Annotated in this window: 22 protein-coding genes and 5 tRNA genes; 4 read left to right on the top strand and 23 right to left on the bottom strand. The window is 31.6% G+C overall.

Annotation, left to right across the window (positions count from 1 at the left end):
• Positions 1–35 precede the first annotated feature (35 nt).
• The 12 genes from LG649_RS12135 to LG649_RS12080 form a co-directional block, all read right to left on the bottom strand.
• Positions 36–108, bottom strand: a tRNA-Trp gene (locus LG649_RS12135).
• Positions 109–169: 61 nt separating this feature from the next.
• The gene (gene tuf / locus LG649_RS12130; RefSeq protein ID WP_226544075.1) at positions 170–1,357 is read right to left on the bottom strand and encodes an elongation factor Tu; all 1,188 of its coding nucleotides are present in this window, start codon (positions 1,355–1,357) and stop codon (positions 170–172) included.
• A gap of 74 nt (positions 1,358–1,431) precedes the next feature.
• Positions 1,432–1,503, bottom strand: a tRNA-Thr gene (locus tag LG649_RS12125).
• A gap of 11 nt (positions 1,504–1,514) precedes the next feature.
• Positions 1,515–1,587, bottom strand: a tRNA-Gly gene (locus LG649_RS12120).
• Positions 1,588–1,609: 22 nt separating this feature from the next.
• Positions 1,610–1,691 (bottom strand) — tRNA-Tyr (locus LG649_RS12115).
• A 62-nt stretch (positions 1,692–1,753) separates the two neighbouring features.
• Positions 1,754–1,827: transfer RNA gene (locus LG649_RS12110), tRNA-Thr, on the bottom strand.
• Positions 1,828–1,928: 101 nt separating this feature from the next.
• Positions 1,929–2,231: a ribosome hibernation-promoting factor, HPF/YfiA family gene (hpf, locus tag LG649_RS12105; protein ID WP_226544074.1), complete on the bottom strand. Its 303-nt coding sequence runs from the start codon at positions 2,229–2,231 to the stop codon at positions 1,929–1,931.
• Between the two features lie 37 nt (positions 2,232–2,268).
• A complete protein-coding gene (locus tag LG649_RS12100; RefSeq protein WP_226544073.1) occupies positions 2,269–3,159 on the bottom strand; it encodes a tyrosine-type recombinase/integrase in 891 nt (296 codons plus the stop codon).
• 123 nt (positions 3,160–3,282) lie between these two features.
• Complete coding sequence (rpsU, locus tag LG649_RS12095) at positions 3,283–3,477, bottom strand: 30S ribosomal protein S21 (RefSeq protein ID WP_226544072.1); 195 nt, start codon at positions 3,475–3,477, stop codon at positions 3,283–3,285.
• 101 nt (positions 3,478–3,578) lie between these two features.
• Entirely contained in the window at positions 3,579–4,112 is a 534-nt protein-coding gene (locus LG649_RS12090; RefSeq protein WP_226544071.1) for an ankyrin repeat domain-containing protein, read from the bottom strand.
• Positions 4,113–4,140: 28 nt separating this feature from the next.
• A complete protein-coding gene (locus tag LG649_RS12085; RefSeq protein ID WP_226544070.1) occupies positions 4,141–5,223 on the bottom strand; it encodes a glutamyl-tRNA reductase in 1,083 nt (360 codons plus the stop codon).
• Positions 5,224–5,287: 64 nt separating this feature from the next.
• Complete coding sequence (locus tag LG649_RS12080) at positions 5,288–6,808, bottom strand: catalase (protein ID WP_317197664.1); 1,521 nt, start codon at positions 6,806–6,808, stop codon at positions 5,288–5,290.
• 86 nt (positions 6,809–6,894) lie between these two features.
• Here LG649_RS12080 and LG649_RS12075 point away from each other — a divergent pair, with 86 nt between their 5' ends.
• Complete coding sequence (locus LG649_RS12075; protein WP_226544069.1) at positions 6,895–7,827, top strand: hydrogen peroxide-inducible genes activator; 933 nt, start codon at positions 6,895–6,897, stop codon at positions 7,825–7,827.
• 13 nt (positions 7,828–7,840) lie between these two features.
• On the opposite strand, the gene LG649_RS12070 is transcribed toward LG649_RS12075, so the two are convergent.
• From LG649_RS12070 to LG649_RS12045, 6 genes are all read right to left on the bottom strand, one after another.
• Positions 7,841–9,007: an acyl-CoA dehydrogenase family protein gene (locus tag LG649_RS12070; RefSeq protein WP_226544068.1), complete on the bottom strand. Its 1,167-nt coding sequence runs from the start codon at positions 9,005–9,007 to the stop codon at positions 7,841–7,843.
• Entirely contained in the window at positions 9,000–9,872 is an 873-nt protein-coding gene (locus tag LG649_RS12065) for a ComEA family DNA-binding protein (RefSeq protein WP_226544067.1), read from the bottom strand. Before LG649_RS12065 ends, LG649_RS12070 begins: the two co-directional genes overlap by 8 nt.
• Positions 9,873–9,893: 21 nt before the next feature.
• The gene (locus LG649_RS12060; protein ID WP_226544066.1) at positions 9,894–11,591 is read right to left on the bottom strand and encodes an alanine/glycine:cation symporter family protein; all 1,698 of its coding nucleotides are present in this window, start codon (positions 11,589–11,591) and stop codon (positions 9,894–9,896) included.
• A gap of 104 nt (positions 11,592–11,695) precedes the next feature.
• Positions 11,696–12,721, bottom strand: a complete 1,026-nt coding sequence (locus tag LG649_RS12055; protein ID WP_226544065.1) for a potassium channel family protein — start codon at positions 12,719–12,721, stop codon at positions 11,696–11,698.
• Positions 12,722–12,727: 6 nt separating this feature from the next.
• Positions 12,728–12,955 (bottom strand): PspC domain-containing protein, encoded by a 228-nt coding sequence (locus LG649_RS12050; protein WP_226544064.1) that lies wholly within the window; start codon positions 12,953–12,955, stop codon positions 12,728–12,730.
• 14 nt (positions 12,956–12,969) lie between these two features.
• The gene (locus LG649_RS12045; RefSeq protein WP_226544063.1) at positions 12,970–14,262 is read right to left on the bottom strand and encodes a DUF2851 family protein; all 1,293 of its coding nucleotides are present in this window, start codon (positions 14,260–14,262) and stop codon (positions 12,970–12,972) included.
• Positions 14,263–14,330: 68 nt separating this feature from the next.
• Between LG649_RS12045 and LG649_RS12040 the strand changes: the two genes are divergently transcribed.
• Positions 14,331–15,287 carry a tetratricopeptide repeat protein gene (locus LG649_RS12040; protein ID WP_226544062.1) on the top strand — a complete coding sequence of 319 codons (957 nt, stop codon included), beginning with the start codon at positions 14,331–14,333 and terminating at the stop codon, positions 15,285–15,287.
• Here LG649_RS12040 and rsmG read toward each other — a convergent pair whose 3' ends face one another.
• Positions 15,288–15,917, bottom strand: coding sequence for a 16S rRNA (guanine(527)-N(7))-methyltransferase RsmG (gene rsmG / locus LG649_RS12035; protein WP_226544061.1), 630 nt, complete (start codon positions 15,915–15,917; stop codon positions 15,288–15,290).
• A gap of 141 nt (positions 15,918–16,058) precedes the next feature.
• On the opposite strand from rsmG, the gene LG649_RS12030 reads away from it, so the two are divergent.
• Complete coding sequence (locus LG649_RS12030; protein ID WP_226544060.1) at positions 16,059–17,159, top strand: fatty acid desaturase family protein; 1,101 nt, start codon at positions 16,059–16,061, stop codon at positions 17,157–17,159.
• A 19-nt stretch (positions 17,160–17,178) separates the two neighbouring features.
• On the top strand, positions 17,179–18,363 hold the full coding sequence (locus LG649_RS12025; RefSeq protein ID WP_226544059.1) for a pyridoxal phosphate-dependent aminotransferase: 1,185 nt from the start codon (positions 17,179–17,181) through the stop codon (positions 18,361–18,363).
• A 67-nt stretch (positions 18,364–18,430) separates the two neighbouring features.
• On the opposite strand, the gene LG649_RS12020 is transcribed toward LG649_RS12025, so the two are convergent.
• The 4 genes from LG649_RS12020 to tamL form a co-directional block, all read right to left on the bottom strand.
• Positions 18,431–18,697 carry a hypothetical protein gene (locus tag LG649_RS12020; protein ID WP_226544058.1) on the bottom strand — a complete coding sequence of 89 codons (267 nt, stop codon included), beginning with the start codon at positions 18,695–18,697 and terminating at the stop codon, positions 18,431–18,433.
• Between the two features lie 133 nt (positions 18,698–18,830).
• On the bottom strand, positions 18,831–19,688 hold the full coding sequence (gene accD, locus LG649_RS12015; RefSeq protein WP_226544057.1) for an acetyl-CoA carboxylase, carboxyltransferase subunit beta: 858 nt from the start codon (positions 19,686–19,688) through the stop codon (positions 18,831–18,833).
• Between the two features lie 241 nt (positions 19,689–19,929).
• Positions 19,930–20,997, bottom strand: coding sequence for a class II fructose-bisphosphate aldolase (gene fbaA / locus LG649_RS12010; protein WP_226544056.1), 1,068 nt, complete (start codon positions 20,995–20,997; stop codon positions 19,930–19,932).
• A gap of 126 nt (positions 20,998–21,123) precedes the next feature.
• Positions 21,124–23,661 carry a translocation and assembly module lipoprotein TamL gene (tamL, locus tag LG649_RS12005; protein WP_226544055.1) on the bottom strand — a complete coding sequence of 846 codons (2,538 nt, stop codon included), beginning with the start codon at positions 23,659–23,661 and terminating at the stop codon, positions 21,124–21,126.
• Between the last annotated feature and the right edge of the window lie 67 nt (positions 23,662–23,728).

Below are 23,728 nucleotides of genomic sequence, written 5' to 3'. Positions count from 1 at the left end.
ACCTAAATTCAACCTGTTTAATTTCTTCTATTTCGCACGGGAGGAGAGACTCGAACTCCCGACACCTGGTTTTGGAGACCAGTGCTCTACCAACTGAGCTACACCCGTATTTATACTTAAAGGTATTTCGTGTTAACGAAACACCTTTAGTATAAAATATTTCGATTTGTTAATCTAAAATTTCAGTTACCTGACCAGCACCTACTGTTCTACCGCCTTCACGAATTGCAAAACGTAAACCTACATTCATTGCAATTGGTTGAATTAATTCAACAGTAATTGTTAAGTTATCACCAGGCATTACCATTTCAACTCCATCAGGTAAAGAAATATTACCAGTTACATCAGTTGTACGAACGTAAAACTGTGGACGGTAGTTATTATGGAATGGAGTGTGACGCCCACCTTCTTCTTTTTTAAGGATATAAACCTCAGCTTTAAATTTAGCATGTGGAGTTACAGACCCTGGCTTAGTAATTACCATACCTCTAGATATTTGAGTTTTCTCAATACCTCTTAATAAGATACCAGCATTATCACCAGCTTCACCTCTATCTAATATTTGACGGAACATTTCGATACCAGTAATAGTAGAAGTTAACTTCTCTGCACCCATACCAATAATCTCTACAGGATCTCCTGTGTTTGCTACACCAGTTTCAATACGACCAGTTGCAACAGTACCACGACCAGTAATTGAGAATACATCTTCGATAGGCATTAAGAATGGCTTATCCATATCACGTACAGGCTCTTCGATCCAATCATCACAAGCTTGCATTAACTCTAACACAGTATCAACCCACTTTTGCTCACCATTTAAAGCTCCTAAAGCAGAACCAGATATTACAGGACCATTATCTCCATCATATTCGTAGAAAGATAATAAATCTCTAACTTCCATATCAACTAACTCTAATAACTCCTCATCATCAACCATATCAACTTTGTTTAAGAAAACAACGATACGAGGAATACCTACCTGACGACCTAATAAGATGTGCTCACGAGTTTGTGGCATAGGACCATCTGTAGCAGCAACAACCAAAATAGCACCATCCATTTGCGCAGCACCAGTTACCATGTTCTTTACATAATCGGCGTGACCTGGACAATCTACATGTGCGTAGTGACGATTTGCTGTTTGATACTCAACGTGAGACGTATTAATAGTAATACCTCTTTCTTTTTCTTCTGGAGCATTATCGATTTGATCGAAATCTCTAGCTTCAGATAAACCTGCATCAGCTAATACTTTAGTAATAGCAGCTGTTAAAGTTGTTTTACCGTGATCTACGTGTCCAATAGTACCTATATTTAAATGCGGTTTTGAACGATCGAAAGTTCCTTTTGCCATGTTAAAAATAATTTAATCTTAGTTATATAATAATATTAGTGTATTCTAATAATTTTTCATCTTCTTTGATATAGAGCCAATGACGGGATTTGAACCCGTGACCTCTTCCTTACCAAGGAAACGCTCTACCCCTGAGCTACACCGGCTTAAATATTAGAGCGGGAGACCGGGTTCGAACCGGCGACATTCAGCTTGGAAGGCTGACGCTCTACCAACTGAGCTACTCCCGCAATTATTTTATCCATAAAAATGTGGGGAGAGCAGGATTCGAACCTGCGAAGACATAGTCAGCAGATTTACAGTCTGCCCTCGTTGGCCGCTTGAGTATCTCCCCAATTTTATATTTTCACTCTTTTTAAGAACGTTACTAAAAAACAAGTTTTTTAGATTTATTTGAGCCGATGGAGGGACTCGAACCCACGACCTGCTGATTACAAATCAGCTGCTCTAGCCAGCTGAGCTACATCGGCTTTTTAATACTTTTTAGCATATAAAAAAAGCCCGTTATTTCTAACGGACTGCAAATGTAGAGATTTATTTTTTTATTCAAAACATTTTTTTAAAAATTTTACTATAAATAAGCTCTTAATTTTTCTTTTCGCTTTTTTAACTGTCTCTCCAGTGATGCAATTGCGGTATCTGCTCCTTCTTCGAAAGATTTACATTGTTTTTTTACCACAAGACTATCACCGGGAACGCTTACTCTGGCTTCAAAAATTTTGTTGGCTTTATCGCTAGTGTTTTCTACTTTTAAAAAAACATCAGACTTAATAACTTTATCATAAAACAAATCTAATTTATCCATTCTTTTTTGAATAAATTCAATTAACTTTTGATCTGCATTAAAATTTACGGATTGCGTGTTTACTTTCATCTTAAATAATAAGGTTTAGTTAGACAATAATTTAATACTATTTTTTACTTCTAGGATGCGCTTTTATATGCACCTTTTTTAATTCTGCTATACTATTATGAGTATAGACTTGTGTGGCAGCTAAACTAGAGTGACCTAGAAGTTCTTTAACAGCATTTAAGTTTGCACCTTGATTTAATAAATGAGTAGCAAAAGAATGTCTTAATATATGCGGACTCTTTTTTACTTTTCTAGATGCTTTACTAAAATAATCATTTATTATTCGATAAACAAGTGTTTCGTATATTTTAACTCCTTTTTTTGTAAGAAATAGATTATCTAAATCGATTAACTTAAACTGCTTATTACGTTCTTCTAAATACTCCTTTAGTGTTAGCACTACAGAATTTAATAACGGCATTAATCTTTCCTTATTTCGTTTCCCTAACACCTTTAACGTTTTATTATGTAAATCAATATTTGATACTTTTAACTCAACAAGTTCTATACGCCTTATACCTGTTGAATAAAATAGTTCAATTATTAACTTATCTCTTAAGCTTTCAAAACTTTTATCTGCATCAAAACTATTTAACACTTCACTTATTTCAGATTCAGAAAATGGTATTTGCACCTTCTTACTTGTTTTTAAGGCTTTATGTTTTACTAAAGGGTTAATTTTAATTTGATTGCTTTTTATTAAGTATTTGTAATATGTGTTTAATGCTGAAACTTTACGGTTAACACTTCGGTTAGTTATACCAGCTTCTACCAAACTAACTATCCAAGTACGAATTTGTGCGTAGTTAACATTATTTATTGATTCGTCTTGAAATTCAGTAAACACAAATTCTGAAAATGCTGTAATATCTTTTTGATATGCCTTTACTGTTAATCTGGAGTACTTTTTTTCGAGTAATAAATATTCTGAAAATGCTGAAATAGACAAGATTTGGAAGTTTACTTTAAATTTATTGTACTAAAGTTACACATCTTTATACAATTGTAAAGATATAAAACAAAAAAATCCCACTTGTAACTAGTGGGATTTTTAATATTGAGAGTTTAAGTATTATAATGACTCTGCATCTCTAAGAGTTTGGATATATTGCGCTTTTTGTAATTGCGCTCTACGAGCAATAGATGGTTTGGTAAACTGCTTACGATTTTGTAATCCACGCTTAGTACCAGTTTTATCAAACTTACGTTTGTAACGCTTTAAAGCTCTATCTATATTTTCTCCTTCTTTTATTGGTATAATTAACATAGCTCTTAACCTCCTCTCTTTTTCAGATTTTGTGGGTGCAAATATAAAAACTAATTTAAAATTTACAATTTAATTTATAATTTTTATTAAATCACTGTTTATTAGCCCTTAAACTTTGTTTTTATAACATTTAAAACAGCATTGTTTCCTTGTGCTATAGCATGGTCTAAAGGCGTTTTACCTTCACTGTCTTTAATGGTTATATCTGCATTTGCATTTAAAAGCAAATTAGCTAATTCACCCGAACCAAAAGTAGCTACAAAAGTTAAAGCTGTTGCTTTGTTATAATTTTGCGCATTTACATTCGCACCAGAATCAATTAAAAGTTTTGCTTCTTTTACAAATCCTTTAAATGCAGCTCCCATAAGTGCCGTGTTACCGCTGTTATCTTTAGCATTTACATTTGCCCCTTGCGCTATTAAATATTGAGATACTTCGGTTTGATTATTATATACAGCTATTATTAACGGCGTAAACCCCATATGGTTTGACTGATTAACAATACTTTTATCTTTTAACACCATGGTTTTAATAGTAGTCAAATCTCCGTTTCTTACTAGCGAAAAAAAATCGGTTTGTGAGCTTAACGTTTTAAATAGTAAACATGTTATAATTAAAATAATTTTCGTTTTCATAGCAATTCTTATTTTATAAATTTTTGTTTTATGATGCTGAAAGATACTTTTTGGCTTCAATAAATTTATAAGGTTTATCATTTTTCAACCTTCTATTATTATAATTATTAACCCAGGTTATATAACTTTTCACCTCTTGATTAATGATATTCTCTACAACAGGAATAGCGTTATTTTGCATACCATTAACCTTATTTACTTCCTTTGATATATCTTCTATATTATAAATAGGATTTACAACTCCTAAACTATCACTCACATTAAAAGGCACTGCTAAATCTAAATAAATACGATTTGTTTGATTCAATTTAGTATTGCACATAATGTTCTTTCTATTACTTACTGCTGAAATTATAGCATTAAAATCTTCTAAATTATTATTTTCAACATCATCCCAGTTAACAATATTTAGTTGATATTTTTCAGCAATTTCTTGAGCTTTTATATGCGTTCTGTTAGAAATATAAACATTGGAGAACTGTATTTTTTTAAGATATTTTAAAATATCTTGAATCATATCTCCAGCTCCTATTAATAGTACTTTTCCGTTTTCAATATTATTTGCATTAAAATAATCTTTAACCAATTTTAAAGTTACATATGAAGTAGATGTACTTCCTGTAAAATACAGTGTTTCCTTTGTTATACGTTTATGACTTTTAAATACAGCCTGAAAAGCTCTTTCCAGCAAAGTACCTTGCCTATTTTGCGCTACTGCTTCTTTATACGCAATACGAATTTGAGTAATAATTTGTTTATCACCAATAATTGATGACTTTAAACCACTTGCAACTGTTGCCAAATGTTTAACCGTAGCAGCTGTAGTGTGATGAAGTGTAAACAACGACTTGTTTAAAGCTGTATTATGTAATGTTTGGGCAAAATTTACTAAAACATCTTTTATAATTTCTGGAGTTCCATTACTGGTTTCAATATACAACTCCATTCTATTACAAGTACTTAAAATTGCTATGCCTTCCACATTAATTTTTAACCTTAAAGCAGTAATTAGTCTTTCTTTTTCAGAAGATGTAAACGCATAAAACGCTCTTTCTGAAGCTTTACTTGTTTCGTGTGTTATGCCTATGTACAATAATTTTTTCATCATCATTTTAAACCTCATTTAAAAATTCTGCGAAACTATAAGCTTCGCAGAATAATAATCAACTCAACTTTTAGTGTTTACCACCCATAAAATCGCTCATTGAAAAACCAAGTGCTTTTGCTAAACTCATTCCATAATTTCTATCTGCTTTATAGAAATAAGTAATCATGGTTTTTTGTGTATTTTTATCTTTTACCTTAGCTAAATCTCCAGCCAGATTACTTATTAAGTTTTCTTGCTCTTGCTTTGATAATGATCTGTAAAAATCTCCAGCCTGACTAAAATCGTTAGTTTTTGTAATTTTTTGCTGAGTAATTGTTACATTGTTTAAAGTTTCTTGAACATATTTATATTTCTCGGTATCTGAAACAGCTGTTCTAGAACTTGGTTGATAGTTTACATCTGGGTTATCAAACTCATCGTTTCTTGAGCTTGAAAAACTATCAGAATTATAGTTAACCACTTTTTGTTTTGGCTTATTCACTTCAATTTGCTGAAAGTTTGGACCTAAACGGTGTCTTTGCGTATCGAAATAAGAGAATAAACGCCCTTGTAATAATTTATCTTCTGAAGCTTGTACGCCTGGAATTAATGAACCAGGAGCAAATGCGATAGACTCTACCTCTTGAAAATAATTAACAGGATTTCTATTTAACGTCATCGTTCCAATTTTAATGCGCTCAATTTTATCAGCTGGCCAATCTTTAGTAGCATCTAACGGGAAGAAATCGAAACTATGTAAATCTTCTGGTTTAATTAGTTGCACGTACAAATCCCATTGTGGGTAATTTTTACTATCAATAGCATTACGTAAACTTATTGTGGCATGTTGCCAATCTTTACCTTGTTGTACTTCAGCTTCAGCTACTGTTAAATTTTTCTCACCTTGTTTAGATTCCCAATGGTATTTCACATAAGTTACCTCACCTTTAGCATTAATCCATTTATAACCATGAACACTACTACCATTCATGAATTGATAACCTGCTGGAATTCCGTAATCTGAATACACACGAGTTAACATATGCGTGGCTTCTGGAATATGCGAAAAGAAATCGAAAAATCTGTTTGGGTCTTGTTTGTTAGTAACAGGGGATGGCTTTAAAGAGTGCACCATATCTGGAAACTTAATGGCATCTCTAATAAAGAAGATAGGTAAATTGTTACCAACAATATCGTAATTACCTTGCTCTGTGTAAAACTTTACCGCAAAACCTCTTGGATCTCTTGCTGTTTCTGGAGAACCTTTACCATGAATTACTGTAGAGAACCTTACTGCTAACTCTGTTGTTTTTCCAACTTGCTGAAAAGGTGCCGCAATTGTATACTTCGACATATCTGCAGAGGCTTCAAAAACTCCAAATGCACCTGCCCCTCTTGGGTGTACAACGCGTTCTGGAATACGTTCTCTATCAAATGCTGCTAATTTTTCTATTAGATGAATATCTTCCAATAAAACAGGACCGTACTCACCAACGGTTTTTGAGTTTTGGTTATCGCCAACGGGCGCACCAAAGTTAGTTGTCATTTCTTGTGCTATAGCAAAAGTTGACATTAGAATAGTTAAAAAAGTAATGCTGATTTGTTTCATGTTTAAATTATTTTTTGGCAAATTAAAGCAGAGCTACTATATTTATCAAATAGATAATTAAACAACTAATATTTACAATATAAATAATGACGATTCAACAATTAAAATATATAGTGGCATTAGATAATTTTAGAAACTTTGTAAAAGCTTCTGAGAGTTGCAACGTAGCACAACCTACATTAACCCTACAAGTAAAAAAATTAGAAGACCAGATAGGATTAATTTTATTTGATAGAACTAGTCAACCTTTAAAACCAACACCTTTAGGTAAAGACTTTATAAAAAAATCTAGAGACATTTTGGTTTTAATTGATGAATTAAAAGGCACTGTTAATGATGAAAAAACAAATATGAACGGCACCTTTAGTATTGGCATAATACCAACACTTGCACCTTACTTATTGCCTTTATTTATAAAAGAATTTTTAGAAAAACATACACAAACAAAACTCAAAATACTAGAATTACACAGTGAAGACATTATAGAAAAATTAGAAAAACAACAATTAGACATTGGTATATTAGCGACTCCTTTAAACGAAAAAAATATTATTGAAACCCCTTTGTTTTACGAACCCTTTTTAGTTTACACCGATAATATAAAATCTATAACAAAAGGAAAAAACAAAATAAGTAGCGAAGACTTAAAACCCGAAGGTTTATGGCTATTGGCAAAAGGGCATTGTTTTAGAGACCAAATGCTAAAATTATGCGAACTAAAAAACGTAGAGTTTGAACGCAATATTTTAATGGAAGGCGGCTCTATTGAAACATTAAAACCCCTAATAAATAAAATTTCTGGTTATACTTTAATTCCTGAGTTATCATACAATGAAGCTACTGATAAAAAACATATTGTTAGATTTGAATCTCCAGAACCCGTTCGAGAAATTAGCATTGTAACGCACAAAAACTTTACAAAAGAAGCCTTAATTACCGCTTTAAGAAAATCAATTTTAAAACACACACCAGAAGCCTTTAAAAAGAATTCTAGGTTTGTTAAAATAAATTGGCGCTAAAAACAACTTAAAATTAAGTTGCTGGTTTGTATGATTTATTATCTATGATAATTTTTGATAATATTTCTCGAAGTATTTCTGATGTTCCACCACCAATTGGACCTAACCTGCTATCGCGAAGCAGTCGTGCCATTGGGTATTCTTCCATGTAACCATAACCACCTAAAAACTGTAAACATTCGTACATAACCTCATCGGCCATTTTTGTAGATTTTAATTTAGACATAGTAGCTTCTTTAACCGCATATTCTCCTTTGTTTAATTGGTTAGCTACAGCATAATTAAAAGTTTTACAGAATTCCATTTCGGTGTACAAATCAGCAATTTTATGTCTTAAGGCTTGAAACTGATTGATTGATTTACCAAATGCCTTACGCTCCTTCATATAGTCCAAGGCATACTCTAAAGCAAATTCTGCGCGAGCATGGGCATTAATTCCCATAATTAAACGTTCGGATGCAAAGTGTTGCATGATATAAGAGAAGCCTTTGTTTTCTTCTCCCATTAAATTTTCAACAGGTATTTTAACATTATCGAAAGCTATTTCACCTGTGTCTGATGCTCTCCACCCTAACTTATCTAGCTTTGTTGCAGAAACACCAGGAGTTTCTCTATCTATAAGAAATATACTTATGCCCTTATTTCCTAATTCTGGTGTGGTTTTAGCTGCAACAATTAAGTAATCGCTATAAACACCATTAGTAATAAATGTTTTAGAACCATTAATAACATATACATTACCGTCTTTTACTGCAGTAGTACGCATTCCTGCCACATCACTTCCACCAAAAGGTTCAGTAATACAAAGACATCCTATTTTTTCACCAGCAATACTTGCAGATAAATATTTTTCTTTAATGGTTTCGCTAGCTTCTGCATTTAAATGCGTCATGGCCAAATATACATGAGCCCAAACTGCTGCAGCAAAACCGCCTGAATTTATTTTTTGAAGTTCTTCAAGTAAAATAACTGTGTAAAAAAAATCTAAACCTAAACCCCCATAAGTTTCAGGATAGTTTATCCCTAAAAAACCCATTTCACCTAACTTAGTCCAAATAGATTTATCTATTACACCTGATTTTTCCCAATTATTAATATTCGGTACAACTTCTTTTTGTAAAAAGTCTTTTAAACTCTGTCTAAAAAGGTTGTGTTCTTCAGTGAAGTATATGTTATTCATTTAAATAATTTTCGGTTTGCAAATATAATTCAATTATCTCAAATTTATTTACAGGAAAACCATTTACTTTTTTTAGATCTTGGATGGATTTAAAACCATTAAGAGAATTTCTATACGCTATTATTTCATTTGCTAAATCGTAATCGATATGCTGAACGGTTACAAAATCGTTAACAGTGGCTGTATTGACATTTATTTTTTTAACTACTCGAGGTGTTTTAACCGTGAACTTTTGGGTAATCCTTTTTGTTACTTCAGGCTTCAACCCATACACATCGTTTAGCTGTACATCGGCAATAAAACCACCTGGGAATTTATTTCTAAACCTTACTATTCGTTTCGCGTAAACTTCTCCAACACCAAAAACTGTTTGCAATTGTTGTGCTGTTGCTTTATTTAAATCTTGCTTTTCTTCTTTATTTTTGTTGAAGCGTGATTTGCTATTTGGTTGTGTATCTCTATTTACCCAGTCTGGAAACTTAAAATAAGGTGATATTTGATTTAGAAGAGAATCTGATACTTGTGTTACTTCTTGAAATTGTTTAGCCGAATTAATCCATTTACCTTGTTTTCTAAAAGCTAATAATCTATCAGTTTCTTCATTAGTCATTCCTAAATTAGAGCCTTTAAAATCTGAAATGTAATTAGGATTAAAAGGGTATAATTTAGGTTTACTTAACTCTAATTTTATTTTTTTAATAGAATCGTATTCTTTTTCAAAGGCTAGATATTCTTCTGGGTTTATTGGTTCACTTTCGGCAGAAAAATCAATAAAAAAATAAGCACATTGTAAACCAATAATAATGGTTAATAAAAGCAAAATCCCATTTCGCTGTTGTTTAGTAAACTTGAAATGGGATAGCATTAGAGTTGAGTTAGTTAAAGTTTAATCTTCAATAGCATCTACTTTTAGCTTAATAGCATCAAGATAGCGATTTAATTGTTTTTTAACCACTGGGAATAATAGGAATAAACCAACCATGTTAGGGAAAATCATAGCGAAAATCATCGCATCGGAGAACGACCAAATTGACCCCATACTGGCTGCTGCACCAATTACAACAAAGGTTAAGAATAATATTTTATAAACTAAATCGGCAACTTTACCTCTTCCGAATAAAAATTTCCATGATTGTAATCCGTAGTATGACCACGAAATCATTGTTGATACAGCAAATAATACTACAGCTATAGTTAAAAATATATTAGAGTAAGGAATATATTGCGCAAATGCTTTAGATGTAATACCTGCACCTTCAAAAGGTTCACCATCTATAAACACAACACCTGAACCGTCTCCACCATACTCAAAAAAGCCTCCAAAGTTAAAAATAATAATAACTAAAGCCGTCATAGTACAAATTACAACAGTATCAATAAATGGCTCTAATAAAGCTACAAGTCCTTCTGAAGCAGAATATTTTGTTCTTACCGCAGAGTGCGCTATTGATGCCGAACCAGCTCCAGCTTCGTTAGAGAACGCCGCACGTTTAAAACCTACTAGTAAAACTCCTATTACCGAGCCTACACCAAATGCTGTTGGATTAAATGCTTCTTTTACAATTAAACCAATAGCATCATCAATTAAAGAGAAATTACTAAAGATTATATAAACACAAGCTATTATATACATTAAAGCCATAAAAGGCACGACTTTTTCAGTTACCGATGCTATACGCTTAATACCTCCAATTATTATAATACCAACTAAAACAGCTAATACTAAACCTACAATTGCACCTGCTGCAGTACTTTGCCAGTTAAAAAGCTCTTTAATTACTATAGTTGCTTGGTTAGATTGTGCTGCGTTACCACCACCAAACGAACCACCAATACAAAATACTGCAAAAATACCTGCTGCAATTTTCCCTAAGGTTTTAAATCCTTTTGATTTTAACCCTTTACTTATGTAATACATTGGACCACCGTAAACAGTACCATCTTCACCTACATCGCGATATTGAACACCTAAAGTACATTCTACAAACTTAGTAGACATACCTAAAAGACCACAAATAATCATCCAAAAGGTTGCTCCTGGACCACCTAAAGCAATAGCTAAAGCTACACCCGCAATGTTACCATTACCTACTGTACCTGAAACCGCAGTTGCTAAAGCCTGAAAGTGAGACACTTCCCCTTCTGAGCTTTCATCTCGTATGGTATCAACAATATCGCCATCTACAGCTAAATCGTCTTCTACACTTACTAAATGTTCTTCTATATCTACATTAGTTAAATCTTGACCTTGAGCAATACCATCTTCACCATAAAGCTCTTGAGCACCGTGCTTTTCAATATCTTCATATTTACCACGTACTGTATTTATTGCTGTCCAGAAGTAACGAATGTTTGGGAAACCAAAATAAATAGTAAAGAACAAAGCGCTTCCTACTAAAAGTAATAATACAAATGGAATTGTAAATTCTTCCCCTTGATAAATAGGAAAAAACACAACGTTTTTAAAAAAGTTAGCTATTGGAGCAAAAGCTTGATCTATTTTTTGATCGAGACCAACTTCTTCTTGTGCAAATGTTAAAACTGGTAAAATTAATGTAAGAACTGTTAGAAGATTCTTCTTCATAATATAGAAATAAGTTAGTTTTTATTTAGAGAATAATGAGTAATTGCTGGCAAGATGCTAAAAAAAAATGGCATTTTAAAACATTGGTTGTTAAAAATGTAATTTTACTGTTCTATATTATATTCTGAATTTAATGTATTTATTTGCTCTGGACGACCCAAAACAATTATTTTGGATTTAGGCTCTATTTTTAAATCGGCTTCTGGATTTACAATATATTCTCCATGAGCATCCTTATAACCAATTATGTTACAACCTGTTTTACGGCGTAAATCTAGATCCTTAATTGTTTTGTTAGAATTATTTGTATTGAATAATTTTTCTACAGCTACTTCTTCTATATTTATGTTTGCCTTACCAACTATTGATAAATTATCAATAAACTCCATTAAGCCAGGAACAACAACTAACGATGCCATATGGTCGCCACCTATTTTATCTGGTAAAATAACATTATTGGCCCCAGCAAATTTTAGCTTATCGTAAGATGATTCTTGAGACGCCCTACTAATAATATTTATTTTAGAGTTAAGTTGTCTTGCCGATAAAACTACAAATAAGTTATCGGCATCGTTGGGTAATGCGGAGATAAAGCATGATGCACGCTGTACACCAGATTGTATTAAAATCTCATCTTCATTGGCATTACCTATTACGTATGGAACCCCGTCTAGCTCTAAACGTTCTTCCATTTCTTTATCTTTTTCAATAACTACAAACTCTCGTTTATATGCCATTAATTTTTGTGCTGCTTGCCTTCCATTTCTACCATAACCACAGATTACAATATGTTTTTGAAAAGCATCTATTTTTTTTTGCATTTTTCTATGTTTTAACTCTTCAACATCATTTTTACTTATTATGTACTCGGTGATAATAGATAGTGCATAACCTACAATAATTACGCTTGCCAATATTAAAAAAACTGTAAATATTTTAGCTTGATTATCTAACGGAACTACCTCGCCAAAACCAACGGTAGTCATGGTTATAACCGTCATATAAAGAGCATCAACCCATGTATATCCCGAAATTATTTTATAGCCTGCAACACCAATTAATAAAAGAACAATTAGCAGAAGAACGGCGGTGTATATTTTGGTTCTAAAAAATTTTATTAATGGATTCATATAAAACTACAAGTCGAAAACCGAAGAGCGTTTGGTGTATACTAAGTCTTTTATTTTCATCCAAAAGGCTAAAAATAAATATAAAGCGAAACCAAAACCTACTGTTACAAAGGTTAAATACATGAATGTGGTTCGTACTACTTTTGCACGAATTCCCAACCTATCGGCAATACGTTGGCATACGTAATAGCCATGCTTTTGAAAAAAATATACTGGTTTATAAAATACATTCATATTGCAAGTTAACACTAAGTTTTTTGGTTTAAAAGTTTATTATTTAAAAACGCATTACCTATGGCACATTTTAGGCATAAATTAGTATTACAATAATTTGTTTTTAAATGAATTAACGCTTGAGAGTCTAAAGCTGTTTTAGACACAGGTTTTAATTTATTATATGCAGAAATTATACTATTTTTTTCTGATGCAATTGATGATATTAATGAAACTATATCTTCATTGATGTTAATACCTTTATGCTTAGCATAGCAAAATTTAATAGGAATAATTGTATTTATTAATAGTAAATCGATAAAAGATTTTGAAACTGACTTTTTTATCGTTTTTGATTCTTTATTAAATGTGTAATGCGATTTCCAAAAACTTGATGTTTCAACTTTTAATAACTCATAAAAGTCATTTATTACATTCGTCTCTATAATTTTTGAAAATAAATTGCCATGCAAGTTATAAAGACTAGCCATTTGTGATAAACGAATTGTTGGAAAATTTGGAGGCCTTAATCTAAAAAATTGTACTGGAAGAACATTTATATTGCTTAAAGTATACTTACTTTTTAAAAAAGCATAATCTTTTACTAAATTTATATAATATGAATTTTCTATGTCTTCTTCCAATAAACCCGCTTGACCAAAAAGTAATGCTTCTAATAAATTAGTACTATTTTGTAATTTTCTAATCAATGAAAAATCTATGGAATTCGCTAGACTAAAAAAAGCTTCACCGTTAACCTTTAATCCAAAGTTTTTAACCAACATTTTAAATAAAACGGCTTCCCAATCGTTTTTTGAAGTTTTTAGCAAATCTTCAATTACACTTGTTTTTTGCTCTATTCTTTCAAAATACAATCGTTCTTTCCAGTTATTAAACGTAAAATCGTCAATACTAGAAAAACTATTTTCACAGTTAATCCATCTGCTATCATTTAAAAATAACTTCTTATAACTATTAATTAAATTAAAGTCTACAACATCTTTTAACTGTAAGGTAGCTATAGGTAAATTATTTTTTGCAAAAACTTCGGTATCGTGTTCCCAAACCACATGTAAAATAACATTTTTATAAGCATCGTCCTTTTCATGATTGTGCAAAAACCAATCTGATGATTTAACATGAAGTTCAACATTTCCTGCCCAAAGCTGATCTCCAATTTGGATTTGTGCATTAAAAAAGTCTGGCCCTGAATTAAAATTATGTTCTCCAACATTTTTAATTGTAATTGCTTCCCCAGAAACAGTTTTTAATCCGGTTATAATAAACTTTTTGTATTTCCATATGTAGTGTAGAAAATCTTCTCGCATAGCTCTAATTTAAAAAACTATATTATATTTATCTTAAAAACGGCATATTTTTTGCTCAAGAATAGCTAATGAAAAAATTACTACTCCTACTAACAATATTTCCATTTCTTGCTTTTGGACAAGTTAAGAAAATGTATCGCGAAGCGTTGAGAACGTCTAATTTAAAAGAACGCATTTCTATTTTAAATGAGGCTATAAAATTAGAGCCACAATATTACGATGCTATTTTCCAGCGTGGCTTGGCTAAAAATAATTTAGGTGATTACAGGGGGGCTATTGCAGACTATTCTAGAATTATTATTAATAAGCAAGATGCCAATACATTTTTTAACAGGGGGAATGCAAAATATAGTTTGCAAGATTTTAGTGGGGCTAAAGCCGATTATGCAAAAGCTTATTTTCTTGATGATGATTTTATTGATGCACTTTACAGTTTAGCGTGTGTTAAATTAGATTTAGGTGAATTTGAAAACGCGATAACAGACTTTTCTAAAATTTTAAAAATAGCTCCAGACTTTGCTAAAGTTTATATTTTACGAGGTCATGCACGAAAAGCTTTGAAAGACTATGAGATCGCTTTAAAAGACTACAATACAGCTATTTTAATTGAACCATCTATTGAATCTTATTACAACCGGGGTATATTTTTTATGGAACTTAATTACTTAAAAGAAGCTAAAAACGATTTATCTATAGTTTTACGCGCCGACAAAAACAATGCCTACAGTTATTTTTACCGTGGAGCTGTTAATTTATTTTTGGGTTTATATGATGATGCTGCTTCAGACTTTAAAAAAGCTAAAGATTTTGACACCATGGATTTTGACACATATTTAGGCTTAGCCATGGCTTACCAAAAATTAGGTAGTTTAGAGCAAGCGTCTGTATATCTAAAAAAAGCAAATAGCATAATTGCACCTGGTGAAGCCATAAATACTATTGAAGATTATAAGTATACTTTTTGGCATCAAAACTATTATCATTACTTTAATAACAGTATTAACGCCATTGTTAAAGCACAATAATTAGCCTTTGTATTTTAATGGTAAGTGTACTATTTTCTTAGTTTCAAAAAAAACTTCCTCAAAAAAATCTGGTAAATCGTAAATAGTAGCTGTTCTATACGTTTTAAGTTCTTCACTTAAATCACCACCTTTTAAATATAATATACCATTTTTTAAATCGTGATTTTGTTCTTTTTTTATTTTTCCTTTTACCCAATGTACAAAAGTTGGCATTGCTGCTACAGCTCTACTCACAATAAAATCGTAGGTATCATTAATTTCTTCAACACGAGTGTGTGTAGTTTTAACATTGGTTAAACCTAAGCCCTGAACAACCTCATTTACTACTTTAAGCTTTTTAGCAATACTATCTACCAAATGAAACGAACATTCTGGATATAAAATAGCTAATGGCACCCCAGGGAACCCTCCTCCGGTACCAACATCCATAATTTTACTTCCATCTTTAAATTCCATTACTTTTGCAATACCTAACGAGTGTAAAACGTGGCGTAAATACAACTCGTCTATATCTTTTCTAGATACTACATTAATTTTTAAATTCCAGTCTTGATAAAGATTTTCTAATTGTTTAAACTGATTAATTTGAGTCTCGGTTAAATCTGGAAAGTACTTTAAAATGAGTTCCATTTCTGTTAAATTTTCAACAAAAATATACTTTTTAAATACATTATTTTACTAAAAAACGTTATTAGTTCAGTTCGTTTATAACTATATTTGCACCGAATATGGTAATTCGACCTAATTTGAATACTATATAAAATTTTTATCATGACTAAACAGACATTATCGTTCTCTAGAACGGATTCAGCAAAATTCTTCAGAACATTAAATAAAAGAGTTAACAATTACTTTAAAGAAAACAATGTTAAAAAAACCGGAAACTGGAAAATATGGGTTAAAACCATAGTTATGTTCTCTATTTTCTTAGCACCTTATTTTTTAATACTTACATTAAATATTCCTGGTTGGGCACAGTTATTATTAACTATTGTAATGGGTGTAGGTATGGCAGGAGTTGGTATGAATGTAATGCACGATGGTAACCACGGCGCTTTTTCAAATAAAGAATGGGTTAACCGTTTAATGGGTAGTAGCATTTATATACTTGCAGGAAATGTTTATAACTGGCAAGTACAACACAACGTTTTACACCATACTTATACTAATATTCATGGCCATGACGAAGATTTAGATGCTGGCCGCATATTACGTTTTACAAATCACTCTGAGTGGAAATGGTATCACAGATTCCAGCATTACTACTCTATTCTATTATATGGTTTATTAACTATAAACTGGGCAATTACTACAGATTGGCAACAAATGCGTCGTTATATGAAACGTAAACTGTCTTACGGTAAATTCCCAAATCCTGTTTGGAATTGGAGTAAACTGGTTATTTCTAAAATAATTTATGTTTCTATTTGGATAGTTTTACCTCTTTTAATTTTAGATATTTCTTGGTGGAAAGTACTTTTAGGCTTCTTTTTAATGCATTATACAGCTGGTTTAATTTTAAGTGTTGTGTTTCAATTAGCACACGTTATGGAAGAAGCCGAAATGCCTTTACCTGAAGAAAACGGCACCATGAAAAATACTTGGGCAATACACCAATTAAAAACTACTATTAATTTTAGTACTAAAAACAAAATTGTTAATTGGTTTACTGGCGGATTAAACCACCAAGTGGAACACCATATTTTCCCGCACATAAGTCATGTTCACTATACAAAAATCGCAAAAATAGTAAAAGAAACTGCTAAAGAATTTAATTTACCTTACAACGAATATAAAACAACACGTAAAGCCATTATCTCTCATTTTAAATTTTTAAAACAAATGGGAGCTAAACCAGCTTTAAACGTTTAACCAACTTATTTACATTTAAATGCAACTATTATCTGATAGAATTTTAAACATGGCTACCTCAGCAACGTTAGCCATGGCAGCAAAAGCACGAGAATTAAGAGGCGAAGGCAAAGACATTATTGGTTTAAGCTTAGGCGAACCAGACTTTAACACGCCAGATTTTATAAAAGAAGCCGCTATTCAAGCTATTAACGACGATTACAACTCTTATACTCCTGTTGATGGTTATGGCGAATTAAAAGATGCTATTATAACTAAATTTAAACGTGATAATGGCTTAACTTATGCTCCTGCTCAAATTGTTGTATCTACAGGTGCAAAACAATGCTTAGCAAATATTGCAGGTGTTATGCTTAACGAAGGTGACGAAGTTATTTTACCTTGCCCGTACTGGGTGAGTTATTCTGATATTGTAAAATTAAACGGAGGTGTTCCTGTAGAAGTTAAAACATCTATTGACACCGACTTTAAAATGACCGCAGCGCAACTGGAAGCAGCTATTACACCAAAAACTAAAATGCTTTGGTTTAGTTCACCTTGTAACCCTAGTGGTTCGGTATATAGCGAAGCTGAACTACGTGCTTTGGCAGATGTTTTAGTAAAACACCCTAACATTTATGTGGTTTCTGATGAAATTTACGAACATATAAACTACAAAGGTGGTCATGCCAGTATCGCTCAATTTGAAGATATGTATAACAACACTATTACAGTAAATGGCGTTTCTAAAGCCTTTGCTATGACGGGTTGGAGAATAGGTTACATTGGTGCTCCAGAAAAAATTGCAAGAGCTTGTAATAAATTACAAGGGCAAATTACAAGTGGGGCCAACTGTATTGCACAACGTGCAGTAATTACTGCTTTAAACGAATCGCCAAGTAAAGTGCAATACATGATTGACGAGTTTAAGGTACGTCGTGATTTAATTTTAGATTTATTGAATGATGTAGAAGGCTTTAATACCAATACACCAGATGGTGCCTTTTACGTATTCCCTAACATTTCGCATTACTTCGGAAAGACTTTACGTGGAAAAACCATAAACAATGCTACTGATTTTTCTTTATATCTATTAGAAGAAGCTTTGGTTGCTACAGTAACAGGTGAAGCTTTTGGTAACCCAGATTGTATTCGTATTTCATATGCTGCTTCACAAGAACAAATTATTGAAGCTATAAAACGTATTAAAGAAGCTGTAAGTTAATTTTTAACTGAAGCTGATAATTTTAGACAAAGACCTTTAAGATTTAAATATACTTAAAGGTCTTTTTTTATATAAAAATATAATACCCCAACAAACTAAATAGTAACATTAGCAATAATGTTATAAAAACAATTTTCCTTTTATAAACTCTGTTTTCCTCAATAGTTTGCTGTTTTATTTTGTTTAATAATGCTGGTGTAGATTTTGGAAAAGATTTCATTTTAACACCTTCGTAACTTCCAGATAATACTTTTTTGTCTTGTCGTTTTGATAATAATCTTCTATTATTTTTTAACGAATTACTGGCTGCTGCCATTGCACCTTCTCCTCCCATAATTTTATAGTTTTAATTAACAAACAATAACACACTGTTGTAATTATAGGTAGCACTTTTTAAAAAATGTTACTAAAAGCCAATAAAAAAACCGCTAAATTTAGCGGCTTTGATTAAAATATTATAAAATGAATTAAGCTCTTAAAGGCTGATTCATTATTAAATCGATATAATGATTTACTTTGTTTTTAAGTTCCTTTCTAACCGTAATAAAGTCTAAGAAACCATGCTCTAATAAAAACTCGGCAGATTGAAAACCTTCTGGTAAATCTTTTCCAGTTGTATCTTTTACAACACGAGGGCCTGCAAAACCAATTAAAGCTCCGGGTTCGCTAATGTTTATATCGCCTAACATAGCAAACGATGCTGTTGTACCTCCAGTTGTTGGGTCTGTACACAACGAAATATATGGTAATTTAGCCTCGGCTAACTGTGCTAACTTAACAGATGTTTTAGCTAATTGCATTAAAGATAAGGCTGCCTCCATCATGCGAGCTCCACCAGATTTTGATATTACCATTAATGGTAATTTTTTCTTTAAAGCATAATCTGCAGCACGTGCTATTTTTTCGCCTACAACACTTCCCATAGAACCACCAATAAAGGCAAAGTCCATACAGGCTACAACTAAATCTTTTCCTTTAGATTTACCTACACCTACTCTAACTGCATCTTTTAAATTTGTTTTTTCTTGAGCAGATTTTAAACGATCTGGGTATTTTTTAGTATCAACAAACTTTAAAGGATCTTTAGATTCTAGGTTTGCATCTAATTCTTTAAACTTATTATCATCAAAAAGAATTTCAAAATACTCTTTACTACCAATACGTACATGATAACCATCTTCTGGACTTACATAAAAGTTTTTTTCTAACTCTTCGGTATCAATAATTTTTCCTGTAGGTGATTTGTACCAAAGCCCTTTGGGTGTATCTTTTTTCTCTTCGGTGGTTGTTGTTATTCCTTTTGTTTTTCTTTTAAACCAAGACATATGATTTATATTTTTTTACAGATTATAAAAAATCTATTAAGTTTCAACTTTGTTAGTTAGTTTGCTTTTACAAAAAAGCCTGAAGACAAAATTAAACCTTTTTTTGCTTTTGAGGTAAAACTACAGTACTTTTTATAATGTAAACTCTAGTAATTTTAACCTATTAAATTGGTTGAAAACAAATTATACAAAAAAAGATTCTGTTTTCACAGAATCTCTTTTATCAAAAACATTTAATTTCTTACAACGTATTAACGTTATTTAAATCTTCAAACGCTTTCTTTAAACGCGCTACGAAAGTTTTTTCTCCTTCTCTTAACCAAACACGTGGATCGTAGAATTTTTTATTTGGCACATCGTCTCCGTCAGGGTTACCAATTTGTGCTTTTAAATATTCAGCTTTTTCACCCATGTAATCACGAATACCAGTCATGAATGCATATTGTAAATCGGTATCGATATTCATTTTAATTACACCATAGCTAATACCTTCTCGAATTTCTTCTACTGAAGAACCAGAACCACCATGGAATACAAAGTCGATGTGGTTATGACCTACTCCATATTTTTCAGAAATATATTCTTGAGAATTTTTTAAGATTTTTGGAGTTAATTTTACGTTACCTGGTTTGTAAACACCGTGTACATTACCAAAAGCTGCTGCAATGGTAAAACGAGGACTTACTTTACTTAACTCTTCGTAAGCGTAAGCTACTTCTTCGGGTTGTGTGTATAGTTTAGAATCGTCTACATCACTGTTATCTACTCCATCTTCTTCTCCTCCAGTAATACCTAATTCTATCTCTAGAGTCATTCCCATTTTGCTCATTCTTTCTAAATAGGTTTTACATATTTCTATGTTTTCCTCAATTGGTTCTTCAGAAAGATCAATCATATGTGAACTGAATAAAGGTTTTCCAGTTGCTTCAAAATGTTTTTCACTAGCATCTAACATACCATCTATCCATGGTAATAATTTTTTTGCACAGTGGTCTGTATGTAAAATTACAGGCACTCCATAAGCTTCAGAAAGTGTATGAACATGTTTTGCTCCAGCTACTGCACCTGCTATTGCTGCTTTTTGGTCTTCGTTGCTTAATCCTTTTCCGGCATTAAATTGAGCGCCACCATTTGAAAATTGAATAATTACTGGAGCATTTAAATCTCTAGCTGTTTCTAATACACCATTAATAGTATCTGAACCAATAACATTTACTGCTGGTAAGGCATAATTGTTCGCTTTTGCGTGTTTAAATATTTCTTGAACTTCATCGCCTGTAGCAACTCCTGGTTTAATGTTGTGTGCCATGTTTATGTTTGATTTTATTTTTTTAATTAGTCTTACTTCAAAAGTAATCAATTTTTAACAATTTAATTATTGCTAATTACTTATTTAACCCTAAAATAACCCTAAAACGTTGTAGTAAATGTATTTTTAAAAAGGGTAATTAATACCTATATTGTATACCGCATTGGCAAAATTATAGTCGTTAAACCAACGGTTTTCATCTTGGTATGAAGGATCGTAGGTTTTAAAACCAATATCGAAACGAAATACAAAGAAACTAAAATCGTAACGGAGCCCAAAACCAGAGCCAATAGCTATGTCTTTTAATGAAGTAAAACTACTTAGTGTTGCACTATCATCGTCTACATTATCTAATACATTCCAAATGTTACCAGCATCAACAAATAAAGCTCCATTTAAACTACCAACAATGTTAAAACGTTGTTCTGCACTTACTGCTAGTTTAAAATTTGCTTCATTAAATTCGTAAGTGGTTTCTAAACTTCCCGGACCTAAACTGTAGGCTGTCCAAGCTCTATTATCGTTTGGCCCTCCTGCAAAATAACTTTTAGAAAAAGGAATGCTGTTAGAGTTTCCGTAAGGTATTGCTATACCCAAAAAGCTTCTAAATGCTAATACGTTATTTCTACCTAAATCCCAATGCTTTATATAATCGATCTCGGCTTTTGTATATTGTGAAAATGCAACATTTAAAATTTCGAAACGATTGTCTGCATTACGCTCGAAACCCATTAAATCTGCAGCTGTTGCAAATAAATTACCCGATACTTCTAACTTTGCTTTAAATATAGAAAAATCGTTATCAAATAAATTCGTTCTACCATCATTGGTAAAAGTAAAACTTGAGGCTAGAATTAAGTTATTTTCGGTTAGCCTTAATTTTCTTTCATTAATGTTAGATACGGTAATATAATCGTCGTCATCTGATGTTAAAGTTGTGTTTCCAGATAAAACATCATCAATAAACTCATCAGCTTCGGTTGGGATACTTAAATCGTCATCATCTGTTACATATCCAAGATCCTGAGCTATATCATTTAAGTTGCTATAGGATGTTGTATATACCGAAAAATAATTGTCAATATTTAAGTTTTTTACATATTGAATATTAAAAAAATCTAATCGGTTGGAAATTTTTGAATTTGGATACCAATTATAATTAAACACACCGCTAAAGCTTTGTTTGTCTAAACCAATATTAGTTTGGCTTGTTGCCGATAAACTAATTTGTGTACTTGGCGACATGTATTTTGGTATAAAAGGCTCGGTATAAAACGGCGAAAATAGCCTTGGTATTGTTAGCTTAAAATCTACGCCATATTCATTTATATCGAAAAATGGATCTTCATCACTATTTCTATTAGCATCGGTAGAAGCTCCAATTGATGCTACCCCTGATATTTCGAATGTTTCTGCTCCGCGAAATATATTTCTAATTTTTAAACTTGGGTTTAATGAAAAACCAACTATTTGTATATCACTTTGTGAAGCATCGGTGCTAAAACCAAAATTAAACTTTTTTAAGGGTGTAAGCCTAATAGTATCGCTTAGTCTATTTTTACCTTTCTCTACGTATTCAATATTGGGGTATTTAAATGTTCGGAGTTCGTTTAAGTGCCTGTAAGTTCTCGTTTTATCTAATTCTTTATAAACTCCACCCGGATTAATAAATACAGCATCGGTTAAAGCCTTAGCGTTATATTTAATTTTATCGTAAGCATAAATTTTAAAACCGTTGTATTTTATGGAGTCGTTAAAGGGCTTTCCTCTGTTTTCAAAAGTATAATCTGTTATTATATTTACATCGCTAACTTTATATATTTTAAAAGGTTCTCGTCGTGTTGAATCGGGTGTTCTTATTGCTCTGTTTAAAATATTAATACCAACGTTAACCTTATTATTGGTTCCAATGGTATCTATAGTATAGTTTATGTAATCGGATTTAAAATGATAAACCCCAGAATTTCTTAAAGCACTAGAAATACGATCGCGCTCATTATTAAAATTATCGGTTTTATACTGTTCGAAGCGCTTTAGTAACGATTTTTTCTTTATTTCTTTATATAAAGTATCAACAATGGGCGATTTTATATTTGCTGTTATAGTATCTAAAACATATGCTTTTCCCGTATTAATATTGTAAGTTACCTCAGCTTTTTTATTTTCTTTTTTATCAATTTTATAATTAGCATCAACATCAAACCATCCGTTATTAATGTAATAATTGTTAAATCTTGTTACGGTTTTACTCGCTTTATCTTCGTCAACAATTACGGGTGCTTCGCCTGTATTTTTTAACCAAGTATTAAAATCTTTTTTAGATTGAATATATTTATCGAATTGCTTTGTTGACAGAAAGTTTTCTAACCGTTGCTTTTTCTTAGTATTTAAAAAAATATTTTCATTTATAATTGAATCTATGTTAGGTCGTGCTAAATTATAAACATGCAAACGTAAGGGTAAATTTATTAAAGGGATTTTAACGTTAGATTGCTGATAAAGTAAATTATTTAAAACCTCTGTATTATTTTTTTCATTATTAACTTTAATGGTGTTTTTGGCTAATAAATAATCGTTTTCTGCAACTCTTTTAACACTATCGCAGGACGAAAAATAATTAAAACAAATGCTTATAATTAATATTTTTGAGAGTCTATTTTTCAAACGTAGTTATAAAGGTTTAGTAGCTTTTTAAAATTTATAATCCTTAGTTTTGCAGTCAAAAATACAG

This window comes from Neotamlana laminarinivorans (assembly GCF_020523925.1).
Taxonomy (GTDB): Bacteria; Bacteroidota; Bacteroidia; order Flavobacteriales; family Flavobacteriaceae; genus Neotamlana; species Neotamlana laminarinivorans.
Note: the sequence above shows the minus strand (reverse complement) of the source record. Positions and strands in the feature narration are given on the sequence as shown.

Excerpts from the sequence above, each read along its gene's own strand:
- rpsU (WP_226544072.1), bottom strand. The coding sequence starts at position 3,477 with ATGTTAATTATACCAATAAAAGAAGGAGAAAATATAGATAGAGCTTTA.
- hpf (WP_226544074.1), bottom strand. The coding sequence starts at position 2,231 with ATGAAAGTAAACACGCAATCCGTAAATTTTAATGCAGATCAAAAGTTA.
- LG649_RS12080 (WP_317197664.1), bottom strand. The coding sequence starts at position 6,808 with ATGAAACAAATCAGCATTACTTTTTTAACTATTCTAATGTCAACTTTT.
- accD (WP_226544057.1), bottom strand. The coding sequence starts at position 19,688 with ATGTCTTGGTTTAAAAGAAAAACAAAAGGAATAACAACAACCACCGAA.
- LG649_RS12070 (WP_226544068.1), bottom strand. The coding sequence starts at position 9,007 with ATGAATAACATATACTTCACTGAAGAACACAACCTTTTTAGACAGAGT.
- LG649_RS12075 (WP_226544069.1), top strand. The coding sequence starts at position 6,895 with ATGACGATTCAACAATTAAAATATATAGTGGCATTAGATAATTTTAGA.
- LG649_RS12090 (WP_226544071.1), bottom strand. The coding sequence starts at position 4,112 with ATGAAAACGAAAATTATTTTAATTATAACATGTTTACTATTTAAAACG.
- LG649_RS12060 (WP_226544066.1), bottom strand. The coding sequence starts at position 11,591 with ATGAAGAAGAATCTTCTAACAGTTCTTACATTAATTTTACCAGTTTTA.
- tuf (WP_226544075.1), bottom strand. The coding sequence starts at position 1,357 with ATGGCAAAAGGAACTTTCGATCGTTCAAAACCGCATTTAAATATAGGT.
- fbaA (WP_226544056.1), bottom strand. The coding sequence starts at position 20,997 with ATGGCACACAACATTAAACCAGGAGTTGCTACAGGCGATGAAGTTCAA.
- LG649_RS12050 (WP_226544064.1), bottom strand. The coding sequence starts at position 12,955 with ATGAATGTATTTTATAAACCAGTATATTTTTTTCAAAAGCATGGCTAT.
- LG649_RS12025 (WP_226544059.1), top strand. The coding sequence starts at position 17,179 with ATGCAACTATTATCTGATAGAATTTTAAACATGGCTACCTCAGCAACG.
- LG649_RS12085 (WP_226544070.1), bottom strand. The coding sequence starts at position 5,223 with ATGATGATGAAAAAATTATTGTACATAGGCATAACACACGAAACAAGT.
- rsmG (WP_226544061.1), bottom strand. The coding sequence starts at position 15,917 with ATGGAACTCATTTTAAAGTACTTTCCAGATTTAACCGAGACTCAAATT.
- LG649_RS12045 (WP_226544063.1), bottom strand. The coding sequence starts at position 14,262 with ATGCGAGAAGATTTTCTACACTACATATGGAAATACAAAAAGTTTATT.
- LG649_RS12055 (WP_226544065.1), bottom strand. The coding sequence starts at position 12,721 with ATGAATCCATTAATAAAATTTTTTAGAACCAAAATATACACCGCCGTT.
- LG649_RS12020 (WP_226544058.1), bottom strand. The coding sequence starts at position 18,697 with ATGGGAGGAGAAGGTGCAATGGCAGCAGCCAGTAATTCGTTAAAAAAT.
- LG649_RS12065 (WP_226544067.1), bottom strand. The coding sequence starts at position 9,872 with ATGCTATCCCATTTCAAGTTTACTAAACAACAGCGAAATGGGATTTTG.
- LG649_RS12030 (WP_226544060.1), top strand. The coding sequence starts at position 16,059 with ATGACTAAACAGACATTATCGTTCTCTAGAACGGATTCAGCAAAATTC.
- LG649_RS12040 (WP_226544062.1), top strand. The coding sequence starts at position 14,331 with ATGAAAAAATTACTACTCCTACTAACAATATTTCCATTTCTTGCTTTT.